Below are 24094 nucleotides of genomic sequence, written 5' to 3'. Positions count from 1 at the left end.
GCTGTCTTCAGGGCTTGGCCGGCGTCTCGAACTGTTTCAGCGCCGCCTGTGCGGAGCGCCCGCGCGGATCGTCGGGGGCAAGCCGGCTCGCCTCCGTCCAGGCGGCGCGGGCGCCCGTCTCGTCGCCGGCGGACGCGGCGATGTTACCCGCCTCCAACTGTACCGACGCATCGTCGGCGGAGCGGCGTAGCGCCTGGGCGATGTCCGCCTTCGCCCGCGGCAGGTCGCCCTGCCGCCGGGCCAGCGTCGCGGAGAGCAGCCATGCCAGCGGATCGTCGGGCGCGGCGGCAAGCGCCGCGTCCAGATCGTCGCGCGCCGCCCTTGTGTCGCCCGCCGCGACTGCCGCGCGTGCCCGGTCCAGCCGCGCCTCTCCCAATGGCTGGCCGCTCAGCGTGCCGGCCGACAGTGCCGTATCCAGCGCGGTGCGTGCCCGCGCCGGATCGCCGCCGGCCAGCCAGGCGTTCCCCGCCTGCGCCCAGCATGTCGCGGCGAGCGGGTCGTGCGCGACCTCCGCCGCCCGCGCCGCCGCCTCGAACGCGGCGGCCGCGGCCGGCCAGCGGTCCTGCGCCGCCTCCGCCAGCCCGACGCATTGCTGGGCCGCGACGCCGCCGCCCTCCAGTTTCCAGCGGTTCGCCTGCGCGACCGCCTTGGCCGGGTCATCGCGGACCCATTCCAGGCAGCGATCGGGAAAGGCGGGGTCCGCCGGAACGGATGCGGACAGGAGCAGCAGGGGCAGGATCATGAGCGGCCGACAAGGTCCTCCACCGCGCGGACGATCAGCGCGACGTCCGTGTCGCGCGACAGGCGGTGGTCTCCGTCCTTCACCAGCGTCACCTGCACATCCGCTGAACGAAGCAGCGTCGCCAGATGGACGGTGCGGTTCCACGGCACGTCGGGATCGCGCTGCCCCTGGATCAGCCGCACCGGCGCATCGATCGCGACCTCCCCGAACATCAGCCGGTTCGCCTCCCCCGACGACCAGAAGGCGCGGGTGTAGAGCGTCGGTTCCGGCCCGTACGGGTTCGATCGTTCCAGCCGCCCTTCCTGTAGCAGCGTCATCTTCTCCTCGGTGGAAAAGCCCCAGTCGGTGAAGTCGGGCGCCGGCGCGATGCCGACCAGCCCGGCCACCCGGTCCGGGCGCGCCCGTGCCGCCAGCAGCATCAGCCACCCGCCCATCGACGATCCGACCAGCACCACCGGCCCGGCAACGGCATGGTCGATCATCGCCAGCACGTCCTCCAGCCAGCCGGCCAGCGTCTGGTCCGCGAACTTGCCCTCGCTCTGCCCGCAGCCGCCATAGTCGAAGCGCAGGAAGCCGCGCCCCGCGTCGCGGGCCCATGCTTCCAACGCCACCGCCTTGGTACCCGACATGTCGGACGCGTAGCCGGGCAGGAAGACCACCGCCGGCCCGGTGCCGGGGGTCAGGTGATAAGCGAGGCGGGGGCGGGGGCTGGAGCCGGGTTGGGCGCGGGTGGCGTCGGTCATGCCCGCCATCCTAGCCACCCCTTACCGGTTGAGAAAGGCGTCCGGCGCGGTGGGGATGGGGAGGGCCATGGCTTACGCCTCCCTGGAAGGGCTGATGAACACCTGTTCGATGGCGAGATCGAACAACTCCGCGATCTTGAAGGCGAGGGGGAGTGAGGGGTCGTAGCGGCCGGTTTCTATCGCGTTGACGCTCTGGCGGCTGACCTCCAGCCGCTCGGCCAGGTCCTGTTGCGACCAGCCACGCTCCGCTCGCAGCGCGCGCAGGCTGTTGTTCATGCGCTGCGGCCGGCCAGCAGCGTATTGACGCACTGGCCGATCCCCAGACCGGCGAACCAGACGACGACGATGTAATAGCTGTCGATGTGCGGCGCGAGGTCGAAGGCGTTCAGGAAGCCCCACAATGTCGCCAGGCTGAGCGCGAAGGCGGTCGCGATCAGCGTCTGGCGCACCATCAGCATGCGGACATATTCGTCCTGCTCCTCGACCAGATAGCGGCCGACCGCGAAGAACACGCCGATTACCAGCAGCGCCGGCGCGACGGCGGCGGCGTAAGCGGTGACACCATGCGCGCCGGGATGATTGCGGAAATAGCTGACCCCACCGATCAGCGTGACCACGTAGCCCAGGCAGAACAACAGCACGCGCTTGTTGTAGCGGACACGGGCGGACGACACGGACATCACGAATCTCCTTCAGCTGGTGTGAAGGACGCTTTACATGGAAAGTGTGCTTTACGGCAAGCGTGCTTTACGTGCTGCCCTGCAGCCTCTCCACAATATCCGCCGCCAGCAGGCTGAGCGTGTCGTCGCGGGCGCCCATCACGATGATGCGATCGCCGGCCTGTGCCGTGTCGACCAGTGCGGCGGCGGCGGCGGTGCGGTCGGGGATGTGGCGGGCGTCGTGGCCCAGCGCGCGCAGGTCGGCGACGACCTCAGCGCTCCCGACCTCGCGCGATACGGTGCCGCCGAAATAAACGGGGTCGGGCATCGCCAGCACGTCGCCGGGGAACAGGCGCGCGGCGAGCGATTGCACCAGTTCGCGCCGCATCACCTTGAGCGGGCCATAGCCGTGCGGCTGGAACAGGATCAGCAATCGGCCGGGGAAGGCGTGCAGCGTGTCCAGCGTGGCGGCGATCTTGTCGGGATTGTGCCCGAAATCGTCGATCACCGACACGCCGGCGGCCGTGCCGACCAGCTCGAACCGGCGTTTCAGCCCGACAAAGCCCTCGATCGCCGCGCAGGCCTGATCCAGCGGCACGCCAGCCGCGCGTGCCGCACCGATCGAGGCGAGCGCGTTGGCGACGTTGTGGCGGCCGGGGACGGACAAACGCACCCGCCGGTGCTCTCCATCCGCGACCAGGTCAAAGGCGATGGCGAACGGTTCGGGCGCCAACGCCGCCGCCGTCAGATCGGCGGGCATGTCGACGGCAAAGGTGACGAGCCGGTCGGCCGGCAGCGTCGCGGCGAGCGCGGCGGCCTCCTCGTCGCCGATATTGACCAGCGTCGTGTCCGCCTTTTCCGCGAAGGCACGGAACAGGTCCCGCAGTTCCTCCAGCGATTTGTGGTCGAGGCTGACATTGTTCAGCACCGCCACGCGCGGCGTGTAGAGCGCGATGGAGCCGTCGCTTTCGTCCACCTCGCTGACGAACACGTCTCCGTCGCCAACAAGCGCGCTGGCGAACGGCGCGTCGGTCCCTGCGAAGTTCTTCATCACCGCGCCGTTCATCACCGTGGGGTCGCGCCCGGCGGCGTGGAGGATCCAGCCGATCATGCCGGTGACCGTCGACTTGCCGCTGGTGCCCGCGACGCCGATGCCGGTGTCGGCCGCGTTGAACAGGGTGGCGAGCAGTTCGGCGCGGGTGGCGCGGGGGCAGCCCAGCTCGGTCGCGCGCACCATGTCGGGCACGCTCGCCTCTACCGCGGCGGAGGCAACCACCAGCTGGTCCGGCGACACGATGCCGCTGCCGTCCTGGGGGAACAGCGCCACGCCGCGCGCCGCCAGCGCGTCGAACTTGGCCGGCACGCGCCCCTGGTCGAGCGAGCGATCGGAGCCGGCGACGATCGCCCCGCGTGCGGCGGCGATGGTGGCGAGGGGCATCATGCCCGACCCGCCGATCCCGACAAAGAAGCATTGCTGCCCGGCAAGGCCGCGTTCTGCCAGCTTGATGACGTCCATGACGCCGCGCTATCGCGCTTGCATGGCATCGGGCAAGGGTAAGGGACGGCATTGAGGATCGGCATCTGCGCGCCGGCACGGCCGATCGACCGGATCGTGGAGGCGAAGCTGTCGGCGCTGGCCGCGATCAGCTTTCCGGACGTGGATCTGGTGTTCCACCCACAATGCTATGCCAGCGAGGGGCATTTCGCGGGATCGGACGCGGTGCGCGCGGCGGCGCTGCTGGAACTGGCGAACGACCCCGCATTCGATGCGATCTGGTTCGCGCGCGGCGGCTATGGCTCGAACCGCATCCTGCACCAGGTCATGCCGCAACTCGGCCCGGCAGCGCGGCACAAGACGTATCTGGGATATTCCGACAACGGTTTCCTGCTGGCGGCGCTGTATGCGCGGCGGATCGGGCGGCCTGTGCACGGGCCGATGCCGTCTGAGGTGAACCGCGATGATGGCGGCGCCTGCGTATCGCGCGCGCTCGCCTGGCTGGCGCGTGGCGACCGCGGCGTGCTGGAGCCGAGCCTGGGCACGCGGCCGGCGGCGGCGTTCAACATCGCCATCCTGGACGCGCTGATCGGCACGCCCTGGCTGCCCGATCTGACCGACCATGTGCTGATGGTGGAGGAGGTGTCGGAGCCGATGTACCGCATCGACCGCATGCTGTTCACGATCACCCATGCCACCCAGCTGAAGGGGATCGCGGGGGTCCGGTTGGGCATGATAAAGGACGTGATCGCCAACGATCCGCCATGGCAGGGGACGCCCGACGAGATGATCCGGCGCTGGTGTACCGAGGGGGGCGTGCCCTATCTCGGCCCGGCGCTGATCGGCCATGACAGGGACAATCGGGTGGTGCCGTTCGGGCTGGCCTGAGCAGGCCTCGTGGCCGGCGCGGTGCAGCGCCCGGTCGCTAGTCCCGCGTGCCGTGGCGGGCGACGATGTGATCCACGACCGCGGTGCCGAGCGGCGTGCCGAACTCCAGACCGGCGATCCCGTCGCGCCACCATGCCACCCGCGCGCCGCGCGGGGCGAAGCTGGGCAGGCGCAGCATCACGCGATCTTCCGGCGCCAGTCGGGGCGTGCGGATGACGCGGCATCCGGTCGGCGAAAGGTCGACCACCGCGCAGGACGAACGGCCCAGGCGGATGCTGCACAACTCACCCTCGACCGCGATGCCGCGGCGGTGCAATCCACGCCGCTCGCTCGCCTGTGCCATGATGGGCGCCATGCCGACCTGCTTTCCCCCGGTGTTGGTGGCGGCAACTCTATGGCTGGCAGGGTTAGCGGATCGGTAACAAACGCCGCGAAGGGCGCCGTTGGAGGAAGAGTTCCTTCCAAAACGGCGCCGGTTTCCGCTCAACGGATCGGCTGGTCGAACATCAGCGCCCGCACATAGCGGGCCGGCGGCGAGCCGTGGGACAGCACCGCGTCGTTGTAGCGTTTCAGGTCGAAGGCCGACCCGTCACGCGCCCGCGCCGCCTCCCGCAACGCGACATGCTCCGAATAGCCGACGAAGTAGCTGAGCAACTGGGTCGACGACAATTGCGCGCGCACCCATTTGCCGGCCGCCTCGCGTTCCTGCTGGAAAGCGCCCCTGGTCATCAGCGTCATCGCCTGCGCCTCCGTCATCCCCTCGGTATGGATGCCGATGTCGAGCAGCGTGTTGGTGATCGATCGCAACCGCATCTTCAGCACGGTCAGCCGGAACAGCGGGTCGTTGTCGAGATATCCCGCCTCCGCCATCAGGCGTTCGGCATAGACGGCCCAGCCCTCGACAAAGGACCCCGACGCCAGCACCGCGCGCAGCGTGGACGGATTGGCGTTGGCGTGCGCGATCTGGAGGTAGTGGCCCGGCATCGCCTCATGGATCGACAGCTCGTGGAGCATGTAGTCGTTATATTCGCGCAGGAACGAGGTCGCGCGCGCGTCGCTCCAGTCCGCCGGGATCGGGGAGATGGCGTAGAAGGTGCCCAGCTGCTGTTCCAGCGGCCCCGGGCTGTCGCAATAGGCGACCGCGACGCCTTGGCGGAACTTCGGCATCTCGATGATCTGCACGGGGCTGTCGGGCACGGACACGAGGTTCCGGGCGCGCACGAAGGCGGTCGCCTGGCGCAGGGTGTCGGTCGCCTTTGCCATCACGCCGTCCCGCGCCGGGCGGTGGGCGTAGCTCAATTCCAGCGCGGCCTCGATCGCTGCCTGCATCTGGGCGGGGGTGGGGTTCGCAGGCGTCGCTGGCGCGCCCGTGCGGCCGGCCAGCGCCTCGCGCGCGACCGCGTACATCTCGGCGCGGGTTCCGTCGAACGCGGCCTGTGCGTCGGACTTGATCCGGGCGCGCGTCCGGTCGGTCACGAGTGCGAATGCGAGCTTTCGGTCGTATTTCTCCGCACCCAGGCGGAAATCGCCCTTGGCCTGGGGCACCAGCACCGTGTCCAGCCAATGCTGCTGCTCCGCCACCGCCGCGCGCAGCCGGGTGGCGGCCGCGTCGAAGCGGCGGGCCTCGGCGGGGTTCAGCTCGCCCTTATGCGGCGCCAGCATGGTGTCGACGATGTCGAGGATGCCGCCATTCTGCTTCGCGACCGTCTGGGCATAGATCGCCGGCACGCGCGCCGGCACCAGATTGGCACGCATCTGTGCGAACATCGCCGGCGCCTTTTCCATGCGGGCGGTGGCCGAGCGCAGTCGGTCAGCCCAGGTCGCGAAATCGCGCGCCGCCAGCAGGTACAGCCCGCCCGAGATCGCCTCGTTGGCGTCCATCGGGTTCCAGGTCCACTCCTGCAAGGCGTTCGCCTGCCACTGGCGATATTGCAGATCGTTCAGGAGAAGTGCTGCATCGACCTGGTTGTCGCGCGACAGGCGGCTCCGGTCGATGCGTTCCAAGGCGGCCAGCGTGCGCGCGACGAACGCGGCATCCCGCGCGCGACCGGCGGCGGACAGATCCTCCACCTCAGCATCATAGGCATGGTTGCCTAGATAGGTCGCATAGCCCGGGTGCAGCCGCGCCTGTTCAGCCAGATAGGCCTTCGCCAGCGCGGCGAACGCGGCATCCTGCCGTGACGTTGCGACGTTCGCTGCGGGGGCAGCGGGAGAAGGAAGCTGCGCCGACAGCCCGGACGCGGCGGTCCCCGCCAGCAAGGCCATGGTAATCAGTCGACGCATGTGAGTGTTCCCCTTTTGCCGAGGAGGGTTAGACCGGGGCGGCAGCACCAGCAAGCGAGCGCCTGTGCGCAAGCGGCAATCGCCTGCGCGTCCGGTGGCGCTCAGGCCGGTCGCGCCACGCGCATGCGGCGCGGGGAGAAGCCCATGGCAAAACGGCCGGGTCATCGACCCGGCCGCTTGCATGTCGTCAGGCGCGGATGACGCCCGCGAAGATCACTTCGGTGCCAGCACCATCAGCATCTGGCGGCCTTCCATGCGGGGATAGGCCTCGACCTTTGCGACCTCCGCCACCTGTTCGGCAACGCGCTGAAGGACGTTCATGCCCAGCTGGCCGTGGCTCAACTCGCGACCGCGGAAGCGCATGGTGACCTTTACCTTGTCGCCTTCCTCGATGAACTCCGCCACCTTCTTCATCTTGGTGTCGTAATCGTGGTCGTCGATATTGGGACGCATCTTGATCTCCTTGATCTCCTGCGTCTTCTGCGACTTGCGCGCGGCATTGGCCTTTTTCTGGGCCTCGTACTTGTACTTGCCCACATCGAGGAACTTGGCGACGGGCGGATCGGCGTTGGGCGACACCTCGACCAGATCAAGGCCGACTTCCTGCGCCTGCGCCATCGCCTCGCGCGTGTACATCACGCCGAGATTCTCACCCTCATGGTCGATCACGCGGACCTTGGGGCTCTGGATCCACTCGTTGAAGCGGGGGCCGTTCATCGGGGGCGCCTGCATCGGGCGGCGCATCATGGGCGGACGTATGGGTGATTCTCCTCAGGTGTCGTTGCGCCCGATATAGTAATTCGGCCGGTCAAGCAAAAGATGTCGCACGCAAAGAGGCCGGGCGGATCGCTCCGCCCGGCCGGTCGTCGCGGGCCCGTTTCGCGGGTGTCAGCGCAGGTCGGGCGGCACCGCCTCCGCCGTCAGCATCGCGATCGCCTCGTCCAGCGTCACCACTTGCTGCGCCTGGCTGCCCAGGCGACGGATGGCGACCTTGCCCTCTTCCGCCTCGCGTTTGCCGACGACCAGCAGCACCGGGACCTTGGCGACCGAATGCTCACGCACCTTGTAGTTGATCTTCTCGTTGCGCAGGTCGGTCTCGACCCGCAGGCCGGCGGCGCGCAACTTCGCCTCCACGTCGCGGGCATAGTCGTCCGCGTCGGACACGATGGTCGCGACCACCGCCTGCACCGGCGACAGCCACAGCGGGAAGCGTCCGGCGTGATGCTCGATCAGGATGCCGATGAAGCGTTCGAACGTGCCCAGGATCGCGCGGTGCAGCATCACCGGGCGATGGCGGTTGCCGTCCTCCCCGACATAGCTCGCGTCCAGCCGTTCGGGCAGCACGCGGTCGGACTGGATGGTGCCGACCTGCCACGTCCGCCCGATCGCGTCGGTCAGGTGGAATTCCAGCTTCGGCGCGTAGAATGCGCCTTCGCCCTCCAGCTCCTCGAATCGGTCCTTGATCGTGTCGGGCAAGTTGGACACCGCGACCGCGCGACGCAGCTCGTCCTCCGACAGGTCCCACATTTCGTCGCTGCCGAACCGCTTTTCGGGACGCAGCGCCAGCTTCACCGCATACTCCTCGAACCCGAGGTCGCGGTACACCGAGTCGAGCAGGTCGATGAACGCCGCCACTTCGCCGACCAGCTGGTCCTCGCGCACGAACAGGTGCGCATCGTCCTGCGTGAACTGGCGCACGCGCATGATGCCGTGCAGCGCGCCGTGCGGCTCGTTGCGGTGGCAGCAGCCGAACTCCGCCATGCGGATCGGCAGGTCGCGATACGACTTAATCCCCTGGCGAAAGATCAGGACGTGCGCGGGGCAGTTCATCGGCTTCAGCGCCATCAGGTCGGCGTCACCCGACAGGACCGCCCCTTCGTCCTCGGTGTTCGGGATCTCGTCGGGCACCACGAACATGTTCTCGCGATACTTGCCCCAATGGCCCGACTGCTCCCACTGGCGCGCGTCCATCAGCTGCGGCGTCTTGACCTCCGCATAGCCGGCGGCGTCCAGCCGGCGGCGCATATACGCCTCCATCGCGCGCCAAAGGATGAAGCCCTTGGGGTGCCAGAACACCGATCCCTGCGCCTCTGGCTGGAGGTGGAACAGGTCCATTTCCGCGCCGATCTTGCGATGGTCGCGCTTGGCCGCTTCCTCCAGCATGGTCAGGTGTGCATCGAGCTGCTTCTTGTTGAGCCAGCCGGTGCCGTAGATGCGGGAAAGCATCGCGTTGTTCTGGTCGCCGCGCCAATAGGCGCCCGACACGCGCGTCAGCTTGAAGGCGTTGGGATCGAGGCGGCCGGTGGAGGGCATGTGCGGGCCGCGGCACATGTCGAGCCACTGACCCTGACGGTAGATGGTCAGTTCCTCGCCGTCGGGCAGCTCGGCCGCCCATTCCGCCTTGAACGTCTCGCCCTGCGTCCGCCAGGTTTGGATCAGCTGCTCACGGCTCCAAACCTCGCGCACGAACGGTTCGTTGCGGGCGATGATGCGGCGCATCTCTCCCTCGATCGCAGGTAAGTCCTCCTCGGTGAAGGGCCGCTCCTTGTGCGCGAAGTCGTAGTAGAAGCCGTCATCGGTCGCCGGGCCGAATGTGATCTGCGTGCCCGGAAACAGGTGCTGCACCGCCTCCGCCAGGACGTGCGCATAGTCGTGGCGCACCAGCTCCAGCGCGTCCGCCTCGTCCTTGAACGTGACCAGCGCCAGTTCGGCATCGCCGTCGAACGGGCGCGACAGGTCGCGGACATGCCCGTCGACGCGGGCCGCGATCGCCGCCTTCGCCAGGCCCGGCCCGATCGCCGCCGCGACGTCCGCCGGGGTAGTCCCCGGTGCTACCTCACGGACGGAACCGTCGGGCAGCGTGATACGGAAAAGCGCGGACATGATGGACCTTTGTGTGGAAGGCAGCGGGATGCTGCGCGCGCCCATATAGGCACGCTTTGCGCACACGTCACGGGCGCAGGTTCAGTGCTCCTTCAGTGCATCAAAGAGCGCCGCCTGGAAGCGCGCGGGCGCCTCCACCTGCGGCGCATGGCCCAGACCGTCCAGCCGTACCAGGCGGGCACCGGGGATCGTCCCCGCCGCCGTCTCCGCCGCTTGCGGCACGGTACGGATGCGGGGGCGGAGCGCCTCGGGCGCGCTGGACGCGCGAAACGCGGTCACGTCCGCCTGTCCGATCAACAGCGTCACGGGCACCATCAGCCGCCCGAGTTCCGCCGCGACCGGCTGCGTCTCGATTATGTCCGACAGCCGCGCCTGCGCGTCGCGCACGGTGTCGCCGTCGGCGGAGGCATATTGCCCCGCCAGCATCGCGACCCAGCGATCGTAATCGGGCCGCCACGCACCGTGATAATAGTTGCGCAACTGATACGCCTTGATCGAGGCCGCATCCGTTTTCGCCTCCTCGACGAGCAGCCGGTCGAGGGGAGCGTAGGGCACGCCCTCCGCCAGCGTGTCGTTCAGCCCCAGCGGATTGACCAGCACCAGCGCCTCCGTCTGGGCGGGGCAGAGCAGTGCATAGCGGATCGCGAGCATGCCGCCTGTGGAATGGCCGACCAGGACCGCGCGCTGGACCCCCGCATGGGCGAGCAGGTCGCGAGTCAGGGTCGCCAGCGCGGCAAAGCTGTACTGGAACCCGACGGGCTTGCTCGACTTGCAGAACCCGATCTGGTCGGGGACGATGACACGGTATCCCTGCGCGGCCAGCGCGCGGGCGGTGTCGCCCCATGTCGCGGCGCAGAAGTTCTTGCCGTGCAGCAGTACCGCCACCCGCCCGTTCGCCGGCGCGGTCGGGGCGACGTCCATATACGCCATGCGCAACGAGCCGCTGTCGAACCAGTGGACGGGGTAGGGATAGGCGAACCGCTCCAGGTTCGCGCCCAGCGGCGCTACAGCTGTGGGCAAGGGGCGCGGGGCGGTTGCGCCGGCAAGGTGTGCGGCGAGGATCAGCGCGAGCATGCCACCCCAACGGCCGCGCATCCGGATGGGTCCGCCGGGCAAGTTGCCGGAAGGCGGCCCCGCCACCCATCCTCGGATCGAGGCGCGCGGCATCCCCTCCTCAGATGGGGGCGTAGTCCCGGCGGTTCAGCCCTCCCGCGCCAGTGCCTTCAGCCGGTACAGCGTTTCCAGCGCCTCGCGCGGCGTCAGTGCGTCGACGTCCAGCGCCTCCACCTCCGCGCGGATGGCGTCGCATTCGGCTTCCTCCGCCTCCTGCGCCGCGGCGAACAGCGGCAGGTCGTCCAGCCCGGCGGCGAGCCCCCCGGTCTTGCTGCGCCCCGCCTCCAGCTTGGCCAGCACCGCCTTGGCGCGCGCGACGGCGGCGGGCGGCATGCCGGCGAGCTTCGCAACCGCCAGGCCATAGCTGCGGTCGGCGGGGCCGTCCGCGACCTCGTGCAGCAGCACTAGGTCGCCCTTCCACTCCCGCGCGCGGACATGGTGCAGCGACAAGGCGTCGCACCGCTCCGCCAGCCGCGTCAGTTCATGATAGTGCGTCGCGAACAGGCAGCGGCAGCGATTGACCTCGTGGATCGCCTCCACCACCGCCCATGCGATGGCCAGCCCGTCATAGGTGGAGGTGCCGCGTCCCACCTCGTCCAGGATCACGAAGCTGTTCGGTGTCGCCTGTGCCAGGATGGCGGCGGTTTCCACCATCTCGACCATGAAGGTCGACCGCCCGCGTGCCAGATTGTCGGATGCACCGACGCGGCTGAACAGCCGGTCGACCAGGCCCAGCGTCGCGGCGGTGGCGGGAACGAAGCTGCCTGCCTGCGCGAGCACCGCGATCAGCGCGTTCTGACGCAGAAAGGTGGACTTGCCGCCCATGTTGGGCCCGGTGACCAGCCACAGCCGCTTGTCCGCCGACAAGCGGCAGTCGTTGGACACGAAGCGCTCGCCCGCGCGTGCGACGGCCGCCTCCACCACCGGATGGCGGCCGCCCTCCACCTCGAAACAGGGGCGGTCGACCAGCCGGGGCCGTGTCCACCCGCCCTCCGCCGCGCGTTCCGCCAGCCCGGCCGCAACGTCCAGTCGGGCGAGCGCGTCGGCGGTATCCGCGATCGCCTCGCGTGACGACAGCGCGGCGGCGGTCAGTTCCTCCAGATGCGCGGCCTCCGCGGCCAGGGCGTGGGCGCCGGCCTGCGACACGCGCACCGCGACCTCATGCAGCGCGGGCGTGTTGAAGCGTACAACGCCCGACAGCGTCTGGCGGTGGGTAAAGCCGGACTCCGCCGCCATCAGTGGGTCGGCCGCGCGGGCGGGCACCTCCACATGATAGCCGAGCACGCCGTTGTGACGGATCTTCAGTGCGGCGATCCCCGTCTGCGCCTTCAGCTCCGCCTCCAGCGCGGCGATGGCGCGGCGGCCGCCCGCACCGGTGTCGCGCAGATCGTCCAGCGCCACGTCATAGCCCGCGGCGATATAGCCGCCCTGCGCGGCATCGATCGGCGGTTGCGGCACCAGCGCGCGGCGCAACAGGTCGATCAGCGCGCCATGCCCGCGCAGCCGCGGCGCCAGTTGCACGAGCAGGGCAGGGGGCGCCTCCACCCCGGCAAGCCGCTCGCCCAGCTGCCACGCCCCGTCCAACCCGTCGCGCAACTGACCCAGGTCGCGCGGCGATCCACGCCCCGCCGCCAGCCGCCCCAGCGCACGGCCGATGTCGGGCAGCGCCCTGAGCGTGCCACGCAGCCGCTCGCGTGCGCCCGCGCCGTCATGGAAGAAACCGACCAGCGCCAGCCGCTCCTCGATCCTGCTCGCATCCATCAGCGGTGCGCCGAGATCGGCGGCGAGCAGGCGCGCTCCTGCGCCGGTGACCGTGCGGTCCACCGCGTCCAGCAGCGATCCCTTGCGCCCGCCGCCCTGTGCCTCGGTCAGCTCCAGGCTGTCGCGGGTCGCGGCGTCGATCGCCACGCTTTCCTGTGCCGCCGCGACGCTGGGCGGCCGCAGGAACGGCAGCGCGCCGCGCGCGGTATGCTCCAGATACGCGACCAGCCCGCCCGCCGCGGCCAGCCCGGCGCGGCCGATCTCCCCGAACCCGTCCAGCGTCGCGACGCCGAACAGGCGCTTCAACCGATCCTCGCCTGCGCGGCTGTCGAACTCCGATCGGGGCCGCAGCGCGGTCGCGGCGTCGGTCAGGTCGCCTGCCTCCGACGCGATCACCTCCGCCGCGTGCAGCCGCGCCAGTTCCGCGCCCAGTCCGTCCGCGCCGACCGCGCAGATGCGGAACTGGCCGGTGCTGATATCGGCCGCCGCCACTGCGACCTCGCCACCCGCTTCGCCGATCGCGGCGAGCCAGTTGTGCTCCCGCGAGTCGAGCAGCGCTTCCTCGGTCAGCGTGCCAGCGGTGACGAAGCGGACGATGGCGCGGTTGACCAGCGCCTTCGACCCGCGCGCCTTGCGTGCCGCCTCCGGGCTTTCGGTCTGTTCGGCGATGGCGACGCGGTGCCCCGCCTTGATCAGCCGTTGCAGATAGGCGGTCGCGGCGTGGACGGGCACGCCGCACATCGGCACCTTTTCCCCGTCATGTTCGCCGCGCGCGGTCAGCGCGATGTCCAGACACCCGGCCGCGATCCGCGCGTCCTCGAAGAACAGCTCGAAGAAATCGCCCATGCGGTAGAACAACAGGCAATCGCCCGCCTCCGCCTTCAGCGACAGATATTGGGCCATCATCGGGGTGGGGGCGGGGCTTGGGACGGCGGCGGCCATGCCGGTCCGCTAGACCAGATCGCCGGCCCCGTCATCTGTCGTGGCCGTCATCCACCCTGGGCGACATCCATCGCGGGCGTGATGCGGTGGTGACGCGCGCGGCCTGCTTGCCTAAGGTGCCCGCAACCCTGGAGCCACGAACGATGCCCGATACCAATACCATCCAGTTTTCCGAGCGCGAGGCGCTGTTGTTCCATTCGGAAGGGCGACCGGGCAAGATCGAGATCATCGCGTCCAAGCCGCTGACCACGCAGCGCGACCTGGCGCTGGCTTATTCGCCGGGCGTCGCCGTGCCGGTGCAGGCGATCGCGGACGACCCCGCTACCGCCTATGACTATACGGCCAAGGGCAATCTGGTCGCCGTCATCTCCAACGGCACCGCGATCCTGGGCATGGGCAATCTGGGCGCGCTCGCCTCCAAGCCGGTGATGGAAGGCAAGTCGGTGCTGTTCAAGCGCTTCGCCGACGTGGACTCGATCGATATCGAGCTGAAGACGGAGGACGTGAACCGCTTCATCGACGCGGTGGAGTTGATGGAGCCGACGTTCGGCGGCATCAACCTTGAGGATATCAAGGCGCCCGAATGCTTCGTGATCGAGCAGGCGCTGCGCGAGCGGATGAACATCCCCGTCTTTCACGACGACCAGCACGGCACCGCGATCATCACGGCGGCTGGCATCATCAACGCCTGCCTGCTGACCGGTCGCAAGCTGTCGGAGATCAAGGTGGTGGTGAACGGCGCGGGCGCGGCCGCGATCGCCTGCACCGAATTGATGAAGGCGATGGGCGTCCGCGGTGACAACGTGCTGATGTGCGACCGGGAGGGCGTGATCTATCGCGGGCGCGAGGACGTCAACCAGTGGCAATCGGCGCACGCCGCCACCACGGACAGGCGCACCCTGACCGAGGCCCTGCACGGCGCCGACGTGTTCCTGGGCCTGTCGGCGGCAGGCGCGCTGAAGCCGGAAATGGTCAAGGACATGGCGCCGGCCCCGATCATCTTCGCCATGGCCAACCCGGAACCGGAAATCCGCCCCGAATTAGCGAAGGCGGCTCGGCCCGATGCGATCGTGGCAACCGGGCGCTCGGATTACCCGAACCAGGTCAACAACGTCATCGGCTTCCCCTTCATCTTCCGCGGTGCGCTGGACGTGCGCGCGACCGGCATCAACGACGAGATGAAGATCGCCGCGGCCAACGCCATTGCCGAACTGGCGCGGCAGCGGGTGCCCGAAGAGGTCGCGCTGGCGTATGGGGTGCAGCACAGCTTCGGCGCGGACTACATCATTCCCGCGCCCTTCGACCCGCGCCTGATGGAGCTTGTCCCCTCCGCCGTGGCGCAGGCCGCCATGGCTTCGGGCGTCGCGACCCGGCCGATCACCGACATGGACGCGTACCGGGCAAAGCTGCGCGCGCGCCTGAACCCGACGACCTCGGTCCTCAGTATGGCCTATGAAGGCGCGCGGGCGCGGCCGAAGCGGGTCATCTTTGCCGAGGGTGAGGAGGAGGTGGTGCTGCGCGCCGCCATCGCCTTCAAGGAAGGGGGCTATGGCACCCCGGTACTGGTCGGTCGCGACGAGGTCTACGACAAGCTTCGCGCGCTGGGCATCAAGGACCCGTCCGAATACGAACTGCACAACAGCCGCGTGTCGCCGCTGGTGCCGAAGATGGTCGATTTCCTCTACGCCCGGCTTCAGCGTCGCGGCTATCTGCGCCGCGAGATCGAGCGCATGGTCAACCAGGACCGCAACATCTTCGGCTCGCTGCTGCTCCAGCTGGGCGAGGCGGATGCGATGATCACCGGCATCACGCGGACATGGGCGCAGACGATGCGCGAGATCATGCGCGTGATCGACGCGGAGGCGGGCCGTACGCCGTTCGGCATCCACCTGATGGTCGGACAGAGCCACACCGTTTTCATCGCCGACACCACGGTCAACGAGCGTCCGACCGGCGAGCAGCTGGCAGACTTCGCCGAACAGACCGCCGCCGTCGCCCGGCGGATGGGACACGAACCGCGCGTCGCGTTCCTCAGCTATTCGACGTTCGGCAATCCGAAGGGCGTCTATCTCGACAACATCCGCGAGGCGGTCGGCGTGCTGGACGGGCGCGGCGTCGGCTTCGAATATGAGGGCGAGATGCCGCCGGACGTGGCGCTGAACCCGAAGCAGCTGGCGAACTACCCCTTCGCCCGCCTGTCGGCGCCCGCCAACATCCTGATCATGCCGGGCCTGCAATCGGCGCACATCTCCGCCAAGCTGCTGCGCGAGCTGGGCGGCGAAAGCGTCATCGGCCCGATGCTGATCGGCATGGAAAAGCCGGTGCAGATCGCCCCCATGACCGCAACCGCCAGCGAATTGGTGACGCTGGCCGTTCTGGCCGCGGGCGAGATCGCGCGCTGAGGACAAGATGATGCGACGGCGGGCCGAGTGAGCGCCCGTTGTCGCATCATGCAGGCGGGCGTGGCGAGCGCCAGGCGGCCCGGCGATATGCCGGCAAGGGCGCGCGGTCGAGGAATGCGAGCGCCATGCGAAGACAGGCTATGGTCGACGGGCTGTACCGCACGCGCGCGGCGCCGCCCTCCCGCAGCAGCGCGGCCACCGTGTCGCGCAGCCCGTCCGGACCCGCCGCGACCCGCCGCTTGTCGATGCCGGTGACGTAATCCAGGTCGCCTTTCGCCAGGGAGCTACACACCTCTGTCACGCCTGTTCCCACGTTCATCGGCCGCTCATCCGTCGGTTGAAACGCCTCATCGCTGAACGCTTTCGTTCGCGCCGCCGCTCCCCTAGCCGACACTCATCGGTTTCGAGCGGCGGGGGTCGCAACAATGAATTTGAAGACGTTGGCAGCGCGTTTTGCGCTGGTGGTTTCGTGCACCCTGATGACGGCGGTGGTCGGCGCAGTTCCAGCCTCCGCGCAGTTCTGGCAGTGCGCGCCCTATGCCCGCCAGATCTCCGGCATCGAGATCCGCGGTAACGCGAACACCTGGTGGGGTCAGGCCGCCGGCCATTACGACCGTGGCCACACGCCCCGCGTAGGCTCCGTTCTGTCGTTCGAGGCGACCCGCCGCATGCGCGTCGGCCATGTCGCGATGGTGTCCCAGGTGGTGAGCGACCGCGAAGTGCTGCTGACCCACGCCAACTGGTCGCGTCCCGGCCGTGTCGAGACGGACGTGCGGGCGGTGGACGTTTCGGCGGCGGGCGACTGGAGCGCGGTCAAGGTGTGGTACGGGCCGCAGGGCGGGCTGGGCACCAGCGTTTATCCGACCAACGGCTTCATCTACGCCGATCACGCGCTGTCCAGCCAGTCCGCCGCGCCGGTCGAGCGCATCGGCGACACGCTGGTCATCGCCACCGCGGCGACGGTACGCCCGTAACCCGCCGACTTTCGACGCCGAATGTGAAGGGCCTCGCCGGGAACGGCGGGGCCCTTTCCATGTCAGGCCGGCTTGAACGTCATCGACACGCCGTTCATGCAATAACGCTTGCCGGTTGGGCGCGGACCATCGTTGAAAACATGGCCCTGGTGGCCGCCGCAACGGGTGCAGTGAACCTCCGTCCGGCTCATCAGCAGCGACCGATCGGTCTTGGTCGCGACGGCGCCGTTGATCGGTGCCCAGAAGCTGGGCCAGCCGGTGCCGCTGTCGAACTTCGTCTTGGAACTGTACAGCGCCTGCCCGCAGCCCCGACACTGGAAGGTGCCGGCACGATGCTCGTCGTTCAAGGGGCTGGAAAAGGGCCGCTCGGTCCCCTCATGCCGCAATACGTCATAGGCGGGCGCGGGCAGCATGCGGCGCCATTCGGCGTCGCTGTGCTGGACAGCGAACCGCTCCGCCGCTTCGGCTGGACGGCTCCGCGCGGACCAGAAGGCGACGCCGGCCAAGCCTGCGGCAAGGGTGGACAGGATCGTGCGGCGATCGGCGGCGAGCTTTTCGTGCGGCTGAGTCATGACCCGGATATGGGTTGACCAGCCGAACGCCGCCAGAGGCAGGGCCGTGAAAAGGGGTTGGTAACTGAGCGGCTTAGGCCACCCGCCTGCGTCGCCACCACGGACGCGCGCTGCCCGATTGCAGCACTCCCCGCCGGAACAGCCGCGCGCCGACCGTGATGAACACCGCGACCCACAGAAGCTGCCACGCGATCGCCGCGACATGGGGCCACAGCTCCGCCCGATTGGCTGCCCGTCCTGCCATCGCGAACGGGGAGGAGAGCGGAAACACCTCCGCCATGGAAGCGATCCAGCTGCCCGGCCGTCCGGCCGCGGCGGCGGCCAGGCCGAACATCGACATCTGAACGAACGTGATGGGCAGCGACAGCAACTGGATCTCTCGCATCGTGCTGGCCTGCGCGCCCACGCCCAGGAACACCGATCCGAGCAGCAGATAGGCCGTGGTGAAATAGGCGGCGAACAGCAGGCTGAAAGGGGCCGCCCCGACAGCGGGCGTGATGCTCGCCAGCTCGCGGCCCATGTCGCCGGGCAGCAACAGGCCGAGATTGCCGACCACCGTGCCCCAGAACCCGACAAACAGGATCGCCACGCCGAACATGCCCAGCAGCTTGCCGAGGAACACGCTTTCCAGCGGCACGGCGGCGGCGAGCACCTCCACCACCTTGTTGCTGCGCTCCTCCGCCATGGTGCCGACCACCTGCCCCGACAGGAAAAGGGTGAGGAAGAAGATGCCGAACACCGCGAAGAAGGCAGACGGGTTGGGCCGGTTCGATGGGCCGGCGGCGGGATGGGGCGGCACGAAGCGGGTCTTCGTGGCGGCGACGGCCGGCATGCGTCCGCCCAGCCGCTCCGCCGCCAGCGTTTCCGCCGCCATCGTCGCCAGATAGTCGGCGGTGCGGTCACTCCTGCCACCGAACAGGATCGTCGGCCGGTCGAGCGGGCCGTACAGCACCGCGGCGGCGTCATAGTCCTTGGCGGAAAAGGCCGCGCGGGCCTGCGCGGCCGGGTTCGCCGCCGGGCTCAGCGTGGTCAGCGGCGGCGGCTCCTGCGAGTCGCGGAACACGGCGCGCAGGCGCCTGTCCGCGTCCGCCACGGTGCGGGCCTGATCCGCCGCGACGATCGCCACGATGCGGGAGCGGTCGCCGCCACCCGCCATGCTGGCCGCGCTCATCCCGCCGACCGTGCCGCCGATCACGCCGAAGATCATCGGCGCGAACAGGAACAACAGGAAGATCGGGGTGAACACGGTCGCGATGAAGTCGCGACGGGCGATGGTCAGCGTCTGGCGGATGGAGCGGCGCAGCCGGTTGCGGGAGGTGTCGCTCATGCCGCGGCCTCCAGCGCGTCGCGGCCGACGATGCGGACGAACGCCTCGTGCAGTCCGGGTCGCTCGATCGACAGGCCGGAGATGCCGTGGCCCGCCTGGATCAGGCGGACCAGCAACTGCTCGATCCCTTCGGCGGGCAGCTGGAACCGCCAGCCATCGCCATCCGCGCGCGCGTCGGGGGGCAGCACGGCCGCCAGTCCGGCTCCGACGTGGTGCGGCACATAATGAACGCGGGCGGGCAGGGTGCCGCGCGCATCGTCCACCGTTCCCTCGAACCGCCGCTTGCCACCGGCGATGATGGCCAGCCGGTCGCACAGCCGTTCGGCATGCGCCATGACATGGGTGGAGAAGATCACGGTCGCGCCCCGGTCCCGCTCCCCGGTGATCAGCGCCTCCAGGCGTTCCTGGTTCACCGGATCGAGGCCGGAGAACGGCTCGTCCAGCACCAGCAGGTCCGGTTCATGCACCACCGCCCCCAGCAGCTGGACCAGCTGCGCCATGCCCTTGGACAGCTTGCGGATCTTGCTGTCGGCGGCGTGGCCGAGGCCGGCGCGTTCCAGCAGCACGCCCGCGCGCCTGCGCCCGGTGCGCCAGTCCAGCCCGCGCAGCGCGCCCATGAAGGCGATCGCCTCTCGCGCCTTCATCGCCGGATAGAGCCCGCGCTCTTCGGGCAGGTAGCCGACGCGGTCGCTGGCATCGCGCGGGTGCTCGGCATCCAGCAACTGGCGCGTGCCGCCATCGGGTTCGATGATGCCCAGCATCATCCTGAGCGTGGTGGTCTTGCCCGCGCCGTTGGGGCCGAGCACGCCATAGATCGCGCCGCGCGGCACCGCGATGTCGATGCCGTCGACCACGCGCCGGTCGCCGAACCGCTTCACCAGCCCGGATGCGCTGCACGCCCAATCGCCCGTCGTCATCCAGCCCCCGTTCGCCACAAACGCAGGCCCAAGTGCGAAGAGCCGCAGGACGTGGTAGCGGGGCCACGTGTCCGAACACAAGTCATTGGAACAGCGCATCAAGGATCAGGCCGCCGCACTCGGTTTCGCGGCGTGCGGGATCGCGAGCGCGGACGTGGCGCCCAGGACGGGGCAACGGTTGCGCGAATGGCTGGCCGACGGGCGGCACGGCGGCATGATCTGGATGGAGGAACGCGCGCACCACCGCGAAAGCCCGGCGGGGCTGTGGCCGGAGGTCAGGAGCGTGATCTCGCTGGGCATGAGCTATGCCCCGGCGACCGACCCGCTCGCCCTGGCCGGAGAGGGCGGGCGCGGCCGCATCTCCACCTATGCGCAGGGCGGCGATTACCATGATGTGGTCAAAAAGGCGCTGAAGGCGCTGGGCCGATGGCTGGCGGCTGAGGCGCCCGCGCCGCTGAAGGTCTTTGTGGACACCGCGCCCGTGATGGAGAAGCCGCTGGCCGAGGCGGCGGGGCTGGGCTGGCAGGGCAAGCACACCAATCTGGTCAGCCGCGACCACGGCAGCTGGCTGTTCCTGGGGGCGATCTACACCACGCTCGACCTGCTGCCCGACGCCGCCGGCCGGACCAGTTGCGGATCGTGCGACGCGTGCCAGCGAGCGTGCCCGACCGACGCGTTCCCTGCGCCCTATCAGCTCGATGCGCGGCGCTGCATCTCATACCTGACGATTGAGCATGCCGGGGCGATCCCGCACGAATTCCGTGCCGCCATCGGCAACCGCATCTATGGCTGCGACGACTGTCTGGCGGTCTGTCCCTGGAACAAGTTCGCCGCCGCCGCCTCGGCGAACGCCGCGTTTCTGCCGCGTGCGGAGATGGTGGCGCCCGAATTGGCCGACCTGCTCGCTCTCGACGACCCCGGTTTCCGGCAGGTGTTCGCCGGCTCTCCGATCAAGCGCATCGGCCGCGACAGGATGGTCCGCAACGCCGCAGTGGCCGCGGGGAACAGCGGCGACCCGGCACTGGCGGCTTCGCTGGCCCAGTTGCTTGACGATCCCGCGCCATCGGTGCGGGGGGCGGCGACGTGGGCGTTGGGGCGGATCGATCCGGCGCGATGGCGAGCGGAGCGGGAGGTGCGCGTCGCGCTGGAGCCGGATGCCGAGGTGATGGGGGAATGGAACAGCGGGCCGCTGCCCTGACCCTCTACCGTCCTCCCTCGCGCCGGGTCAGCGCGGCGACGCAACTGGCCCGGTCGATCGCGCTGCCGTCGGGTTCGCGCGCGTCGATGTAGGTGACGCGCGGCTCCTCGCGCTCCTTGGGATAGAGATAGGCGTCCAGGACGCAGAACCGCCCGGCGAACTGCAGCTTGCGCGCACTGCCCTCACGCAGGTCGGCATCGGGCTGTCCGAACAGTTGGATCAGCGTCGATGCGGGCTGGCCCATCACCCGCTCCAGCCCCACGGTGGAAAAGCTGGGGGCCGCCGGCACGGGCGCGGCGGATGGCGTCGGCGCGACCGCGCATCCCGCGAGCGTGAGTGCGGAGCAAAGAACGGCCGGCCGTGCCGCCATCCGGCGAGCGTGTGCGAATGTCATGGCGACGGTCATAGCATTCCTGCCCGGCGTTGCGCGAGCCGGGGCTGGGCTCTACGGCGCGGCTTTACCTCACCGGAGCATCCTCTTGACCAGACCCAGCTACGACGTGGTCGCGATCGGCAACGCGATCGTCGACATCCTGTCCCAGACCGACGACGCGTTCATCCAGGCGGAGGGCATGACCAAGGGGTCGATGCAGCTCGTCTTTTCGCCCGAGGACGCCGACGACCTGTATGCGAAGATGGGCCCGGGGTTGGAGGCTTCGGGTGGATCGGCGGCGAACACGATCGCGGGCGTCGCCGGGCTGGGCGGCACCTGCGGCTTCATCGGACAGGTGGCGGACGACCAGCTGGGTCAGGTCTTCGCGCATGACATCCGCTCCGTCGGCATCCAGTTCGACACGCCCGTGCGTGCGGGTCAGCCGACCACCGCGCGGTGCCTGATCTTCGTCACGCCGGATGGGCAGCGGACGATGAACACCTTCCTCGGCGCGTCCCAGTTCCTGCCGCCGGCCGCCCTCGACCGCGACCTGATCCGCGACGCGGCGATCCTGTATCTCGAAGGGTATCTGTGGGATCCGGAAGAGCCGCGCGCCGCGATGCGCGCCGCGATCGAGATCGCGCATGATGCGGGGCGCAAGGTCGCCTTCACCCTGTCCGATACCTTCTGCATCTCGCGCCACGGTGATGATTTCCGCAAGTTGGTCGCGGACGGTCTGATCGACATCCTGTTCGCCAACGAGAACGAACTGGCCGCGCTGGCCGAGGTCGAGGATTTTGAGGCGGCCGTGGCGAAGGTTGCGCCGCAGGTCCGCACGCTGGTCGTGACGCGCGGTGCGCACGGCGCGATCGCGATCCAGGACGGCGACCGGGCAGAGGTCGCGGCGGAGCCGATCGAGCGGGTGGTGGACACCACCGGCGCCGGCGACCTGTTCGCCGCCGGCTTCCTGCACGGCCAGGCTCAGGGCTGGGACCTGGAGCGATCGTTGAAGCTCGGCGCGATCTGCGCGGCGGAGATCATCAGCCATTTCGGCGCGCGGTCGCAGGTCGACCTGAAGGCGCTGGTGGCGCAGAAACTGGGCTGAGCCCTACCTGACCGAGGACATGAAAAGGGCCGGGGGATCGCTCCCCCGGCCCTTTTTTCGTGGACGCTCCGATCAGTGGAGCGGCCGGGCGACCTCCGGCTGCATGTGCGGATCGTCCAGCGTGTCGATGATGCCCCGCCCGACATAGCTGCGCTTGCGGCTGTAGCCGAAATAGATCAGCAGCCCGATCGCGCCCCACACCGGCAGCACCAGGATCGCCGCCCAGGGCAGCGACACGTACAGGTACACGCAGCCGGCGATGGCGAGCGGTGCGACGATGCCGACCAGCGGGGTGCGGAACGGCCGGCGACGGCCCGGATCGGTGCGGCGCAGCACCAACACCGACACGCCGACCATGGCAAAGGCGAACAGCGTGCCCGAGTTGGAATAATCGGCCAGCTTGCCCACCGGCAGGAACGCCGCCGCCAACGTCGCCGCGATGCCGGTCACGATCGTGACGACGTGCGGTGTGTGGTACTTCGGGTGAACCGATGCCAACTTTTCCGGCAGCAGTCCGTCGCGCGCCATGGTGAAGAACACGCGCGTCTGGCCGAACATCATCATCAACACGACGGACGGCAGCGCCAGCGTCGCGGCCAGGCCGATCAGATTGCCGACCTTTACCCAGCCGATCGTGCGCAGCACATGGGCCAGCGCCTCCCGCGAACAGGACAGCGGCTCCAGCGCACCGCCGGCGACGATGGCCTTGCATCGCGCGGCGAGTTCGGTCGTGCCCGGGTCGAGCAGCGTCCCGGCGGCGTCCCGCACCGGCTGTGCGCCCAAAGGCGATCCGATCGCGCCCACCGACACCAGCAGGTAGAAGACGGTGCAGAACAACAGGCTGCCGATCAGGCCGATCGGCACGTTGCGCTGCGGGTTCTTGGTCTCCTCGGCAGCGGTGGAGACGGCGTCGAAGCCGACATAGGCGAAGAAGATCGACGCGGCGGCGCCCATGACCCCGGTGAAGCCGGTCGGCATGAACGGTTCGAAATGCTCCTTCTGCGCCACCGGCACGGCCAGCGCGATGAACAGGGTCAGCGCCGCGACCTTGATGCACACCAGCACCGCGTTGAACCGCGCGCTTTCGGTGGTGCCGACGACCAGCAGCCAGGTGACCAGCAGCGAAACCAGCACGGCCGGCAGGTTGATGACGCCCCCGGCATAGGGCCCGTTCACCAGCGCGGCGGGCAGGGTGATCCCCAACTGGTTCTGGAACTGTCCCACGACATAGCCGGACCAGCCGACCGCGACCGCGGACGCGCCGACGGCATATTCGAGGATCAGCGCCCATCCGACCATCCAGGCCAGCAGCTCGCCCATCACCGCATAGGTGTAGGTGTAGGCGGACCCGGCGACCGGGACCATGGAGGCGAGTTCCGAATAGCAAAGCGCCGCCACCGCGCAGACGAAGCCGGCGACGATGAACGACAGCATCATGCCGGGCCCGGCCTTTTGCGCGGCCTCGCTGGTCAGAACGAAGATGCCGGTGCCGATCACGGCGCCGATGCCCAGCATGGTCAGCTGAAACGCGCCGAGTGAGCGTTGCAGCCCCTTTTTCTCGGCGGTGGCAAGGATTGCGTCGAGTGGTTTGACGCGCCCGAAAATCATCAACTCATCCCCCCGGGGAAGCCGCTGTTGCGCCGCGGCATCGGTGAAGGCGCGGAGCCTAGTCCCAAAACAGGGGGGCGCAATAGCTTAATGGCGTGACAACACAGCG

General features: G+C 69.1%; 22 protein-coding genes. 5 read left to right on the top strand and 17 right to left on the bottom strand.

Going from position 1 to position 24094, the window contains the following annotated elements:
• Positions 1-7: 7 nt before the first annotated feature.
• The 5 genes from BMX37_RS13210 to BMX37_RS13190 all read right to left on the bottom strand — a co-directional run bounded on the left by BMX37_RS13210 (position 8) and on the right by BMX37_RS13190 (position 3660).
• Complete coding sequence (locus BMX37_RS13210) at positions 8-742, bottom strand: tetratricopeptide repeat protein (RefSeq protein ID WP_093666196.1); 735 nt, start codon at positions 740-742, stop codon at positions 8-10.
• Complete coding sequence (locus tag BMX37_RS13205) at positions 739-1485, bottom strand: alpha/beta hydrolase (protein WP_093666275.1); 747 nt, start codon at positions 1483-1485, stop codon at positions 739-741. The genes BMX37_RS13210 and BMX37_RS13205 overlap by 4 nt, the downstream gene beginning before the upstream one ends.
• A 72-nt stretch (positions 1486-1557) precedes the next feature.
• Complete coding sequence (locus BMX37_RS13200) at positions 1558-1761, bottom strand: helix-turn-helix transcriptional regulator (protein ID WP_093666195.1); 204 nt, start codon at positions 1759-1761, stop codon at positions 1558-1560.
• A complete protein-coding gene (locus BMX37_RS13195) occupies positions 1758-2165 on the bottom strand; it encodes a hypothetical protein (protein ID WP_093666194.1) in 408 nt (135 codons plus the stop codon). The genes BMX37_RS13200 and BMX37_RS13195 overlap by 4 nt, the downstream gene beginning before the upstream one ends.
• A 67-nt stretch (positions 2166-2232) precedes the next feature.
• Positions 2233-3660: a UDP-N-acetylmuramate--L-alanine ligase gene (locus BMX37_RS13190; RefSeq protein ID WP_093666193.1), complete on the bottom strand. Its 1428-nt coding sequence runs from the start codon at positions 3658-3660 to the stop codon at positions 2233-2235.
• Positions 3661-3711: 51 nt separating this feature from the next.
• Between BMX37_RS13190 and BMX37_RS13185 the strand changes: the two genes are divergently transcribed.
• A complete protein-coding gene (locus BMX37_RS13185) occupies positions 3712-4527 on the top strand; it encodes an LD-carboxypeptidase (RefSeq protein WP_093666192.1) in 816 nt (271 codons plus the stop codon).
• Positions 4528-4564: 37 nt separating this feature from the next.
• Here BMX37_RS13185 and BMX37_RS13180 read toward each other — a convergent pair whose 3' ends face one another.
• From BMX37_RS13180 to mutS, 6 genes are all read right to left on the bottom strand, one after another.
• A complete protein-coding gene (locus BMX37_RS13180) occupies positions 4565-4882 on the bottom strand; it encodes a PilZ domain-containing protein (protein ID WP_093666191.1) in 318 nt (105 codons plus the stop codon).
• Positions 4883-5010: 128 nt separating this feature from the next.
• Positions 5011-6810: a DUF885 domain-containing protein gene (locus tag BMX37_RS13175; protein ID WP_093666190.1), complete on the bottom strand. Its 1800-nt coding sequence runs from the start codon at positions 6808-6810 to the stop codon at positions 5011-5013.
• Between the two features lie 213 nt (positions 6811-7023).
• Positions 7024-7557, bottom strand: a complete 534-nt coding sequence (gene infC, locus BMX37_RS13170) for a translation initiation factor IF-3 (RefSeq protein WP_093666189.1) — start codon at positions 7555-7557, stop codon at positions 7024-7026.
• 141 nt (positions 7558-7698) lie between these two features.
• On the bottom strand, positions 7699-9693 hold the full coding sequence (gene thrS, locus BMX37_RS13165) for a threonine--tRNA ligase (RefSeq protein ID WP_093666188.1): 1995 nt from the start codon (positions 9691-9693) through the stop codon (positions 7699-7701).
• A gap of 81 nt (positions 9694-9774) precedes the next feature.
• Positions 9775-10767: an alpha/beta fold hydrolase gene (locus tag BMX37_RS13160; RefSeq protein WP_244501575.1), complete on the bottom strand. Its 993-nt coding sequence runs from the start codon at positions 10765-10767 to the stop codon at positions 9775-9777.
• A gap of 126 nt (positions 10768-10893) precedes the next feature.
• Positions 10894-13473 (bottom strand): DNA mismatch repair protein MutS, encoded by a 2580-nt coding sequence (gene mutS, locus BMX37_RS13155; RefSeq protein ID WP_093666186.1) that lies wholly within the window; start codon positions 13471-13473, stop codon positions 10894-10896.
• 179 nt (positions 13474-13652) lie between these two features.
• On the opposite strand from mutS, the gene BMX37_RS13150 reads away from it, so the two are divergent.
• Positions 13653-15911, top strand: a complete 2259-nt coding sequence (locus tag BMX37_RS13150) for an NADP-dependent malic enzyme (protein ID WP_093666185.1) — start codon at positions 13653-13655, stop codon at positions 15909-15911.
• A 46-nt stretch (positions 15912-15957) separates the two neighbouring features.
• Here BMX37_RS13150 and BMX37_RS13145 read toward each other — a convergent pair whose 3' ends face one another.
• Entirely contained in the window at positions 15958-16230 is a 273-nt protein-coding gene (locus BMX37_RS13145) for a hypothetical protein (protein WP_093666184.1), read from the bottom strand.
• Between the two features lie 106 nt (positions 16231-16336).
• Between BMX37_RS13145 and BMX37_RS13140 the strand changes: the two genes are divergently transcribed.
• On the top strand, positions 16337-16885 hold the full coding sequence (locus tag BMX37_RS13140; RefSeq protein WP_093666183.1) for a CHAP domain-containing protein: 549 nt from the start codon (positions 16337-16339) through the stop codon (positions 16883-16885).
• 62 nt (positions 16886-16947) lie between these two features.
• Here BMX37_RS13140 and msrB read toward each other — a convergent pair whose 3' ends face one another.
• The 3 genes from msrB to BMX37_RS13125 all read right to left on the bottom strand — a co-directional run bounded on the left by msrB (position 16948) and on the right by BMX37_RS13125 (position 19701).
• A complete protein-coding gene (msrB, locus tag BMX37_RS13135) occupies positions 16948-17457 on the bottom strand; it encodes a peptide-methionine (R)-S-oxide reductase MsrB (protein ID WP_093666182.1) in 510 nt (169 codons plus the stop codon).
• Between the two features lie 73 nt (positions 17458-17530).
• Positions 17531-18784 carry an ABC transporter permease gene (locus BMX37_RS13130; protein WP_093666181.1) on the bottom strand — a complete coding sequence of 418 codons (1254 nt, stop codon included), beginning with the start codon at positions 18782-18784 and terminating at the stop codon, positions 17531-17533.
• Positions 18781-19701 carry an ABC transporter ATP-binding protein gene (locus tag BMX37_RS13125; RefSeq protein WP_093666180.1) on the bottom strand — a complete coding sequence of 307 codons (921 nt, stop codon included), beginning with the start codon at positions 19699-19701 and terminating at the stop codon, positions 18781-18783. Before BMX37_RS13125 ends, BMX37_RS13130 begins: the two co-directional genes overlap by 4 nt.
• A 67-nt stretch (positions 19702-19768) precedes the next feature.
• Between BMX37_RS13125 and queG the strand changes: the two genes are divergently transcribed.
• On the top strand, positions 19769-20899 hold the full coding sequence (gene queG, locus BMX37_RS13120) for a tRNA epoxyqueuosine(34) reductase QueG (RefSeq protein ID WP_093666179.1): 1131 nt from the start codon (positions 19769-19771) through the stop codon (positions 20897-20899).
• A gap of 4 nt (positions 20900-20903) precedes the next feature.
• Here the strand turns inward: queG and BMX37_RS13115 are convergent, their stop codons facing one another.
• Entirely contained in the window at positions 20904-21293 is a 390-nt protein-coding gene (locus BMX37_RS13115) for a hypothetical protein (RefSeq protein ID WP_244501574.1), read from the bottom strand.
• An 85-nt stretch (positions 21294-21378) separates the two neighbouring features.
• On the opposite strand from BMX37_RS13115, the gene BMX37_RS13110 reads away from it, so the two are divergent.
• Positions 21379-22377 (top strand): adenosine kinase, encoded by a 999-nt coding sequence (locus tag BMX37_RS13110; RefSeq protein ID WP_093666177.1) that lies wholly within the window; start codon positions 21379-21381, stop codon positions 22375-22377.
• A gap of 72 nt (positions 22378-22449) precedes the next feature.
• On the opposite strand, the gene BMX37_RS13105 is transcribed toward BMX37_RS13110, so the two are convergent.
• Positions 22450-23985 (bottom strand): amino acid permease, encoded by a 1536-nt coding sequence (locus BMX37_RS13105; protein ID WP_093666176.1) that lies wholly within the window; start codon positions 23983-23985, stop codon positions 22450-22452.
• Between the last annotated feature and the right edge of the window lie 109 nt (positions 23986-24094).

The sequence above is a fragment of the Sphingomonas gellani genome, from assembly GCF_900110035.1.
Lineage (GTDB): Bacteria > Pseudomonadota > Alphaproteobacteria > Sphingomonadales > Sphingomonadaceae > Sphingomonas > Sphingomonas gellani.
This window is presented reverse-complemented; position numbering and strand designations above follow the sequence as displayed.

Coding starts and splice junctions, on each gene's coding strand:
- BMX37_RS13210 (WP_093666196.1), bottom strand. CDS start 742: ATGATCCTGCCCCTGCTGCTCCTGTCCGCATCCGTTCCGGCGGACCCC.
- BMX37_RS13205 (WP_093666275.1), bottom strand. CDS start 1,485: ATGACCGACGCCACCCGCGCCCAACCCGGCTCCAGCCCCCGCCCCCGC.
- BMX37_RS13200 (WP_093666195.1), bottom strand. CDS start 1,761: ATGAACAACAGCCTGCGCGCGCTGCGAGCGGAGCGTGGCTGGTCGCAA.
- BMX37_RS13195 (WP_093666194.1), bottom strand. CDS start 2,165: ATGTCCGTGTCGTCCGCCCGTGTCCGCTACAACAAGCGCGTGCTGTTG.
- BMX37_RS13190 (WP_093666193.1), bottom strand. CDS start 3,660: ATGGACGTCATCAAGCTGGCAGAACGCGGCCTTGCCGGGCAGCAATGC.
- BMX37_RS13180 (WP_093666191.1), bottom strand. CDS start 4,882: ATGGCGCCCATCATGGCACAGGCGAGCGAGCGGCGTGGATTGCACCGC.
- BMX37_RS13175 (WP_093666190.1), bottom strand. CDS start 6,810: ATGCGTCGACTGATTACCATGGCCTTGCTGGCGGGGACCGCCGCGTCC.
- infC (WP_093666189.1), bottom strand. CDS start 7,557: ATGATGCGCCGCCCGATGCAGGCGCCCCCGATGAACGGCCCCCGCTTC.
- thrS (WP_093666188.1), bottom strand. CDS start 9,693: ATGTCCGCGCTTTTCCGTATCACGCTGCCCGACGGTTCCGTCCGTGAG.
- BMX37_RS13160 (WP_244501575.1), bottom strand. CDS start 10,767: ATGCTCGCGCTGATCCTCGCCGCACACCTTGCCGGCGCAACCGCCCCG.
- mutS (WP_093666186.1), bottom strand. CDS start 13,473: ATGATGGCCCAATATCTGTCGCTGAAGGCGGAGGCGGGCGATTGCCTG.
- BMX37_RS13150 (WP_093666185.1), top strand. CDS start 13,653: ATGCCCGATACCAATACCATCCAGTTTTCCGAGCGCGAGGCGCTGTTG.
- BMX37_RS13145 (WP_093666184.1), bottom strand. CDS start 16,230: ATGAACGTGGGAACAGGCGTGACAGAGGTGTGTAGCTCCCTGGCGAAA.
- BMX37_RS13140 (WP_093666183.1), top strand. CDS start 16,337: ATGAATTTGAAGACGTTGGCAGCGCGTTTTGCGCTGGTGGTTTCGTGC.
- msrB (WP_093666182.1), bottom strand. CDS start 17,457: ATGACTCAGCCGCACGAAAAGCTCGCCGCCGATCGCCGCACGATCCTG.
- BMX37_RS13130 (WP_093666181.1), bottom strand. CDS start 18,784: ATGAGCGACACCTCCCGCAACCGGCTGCGCCGCTCCATCCGCCAGACG.
- BMX37_RS13125 (WP_093666180.1), bottom strand. CDS start 19,701: ATGACGACGGGCGATTGGGCGTGCAGCGCATCCGGGCTGGTGAAGCGG.
- BMX37_RS13115 (WP_244501574.1), bottom strand. CDS start 21,293: ATGACATTCGCACACGCTCGCCGGATGGCGGCACGGCCGGCCGTTCTT.
- BMX37_RS13105 (WP_093666176.1), bottom strand. CDS start 23,985: ATGATTTTCGGGCGCGTCAAACCACTCGACGCAATCCTTGCCACCGCC.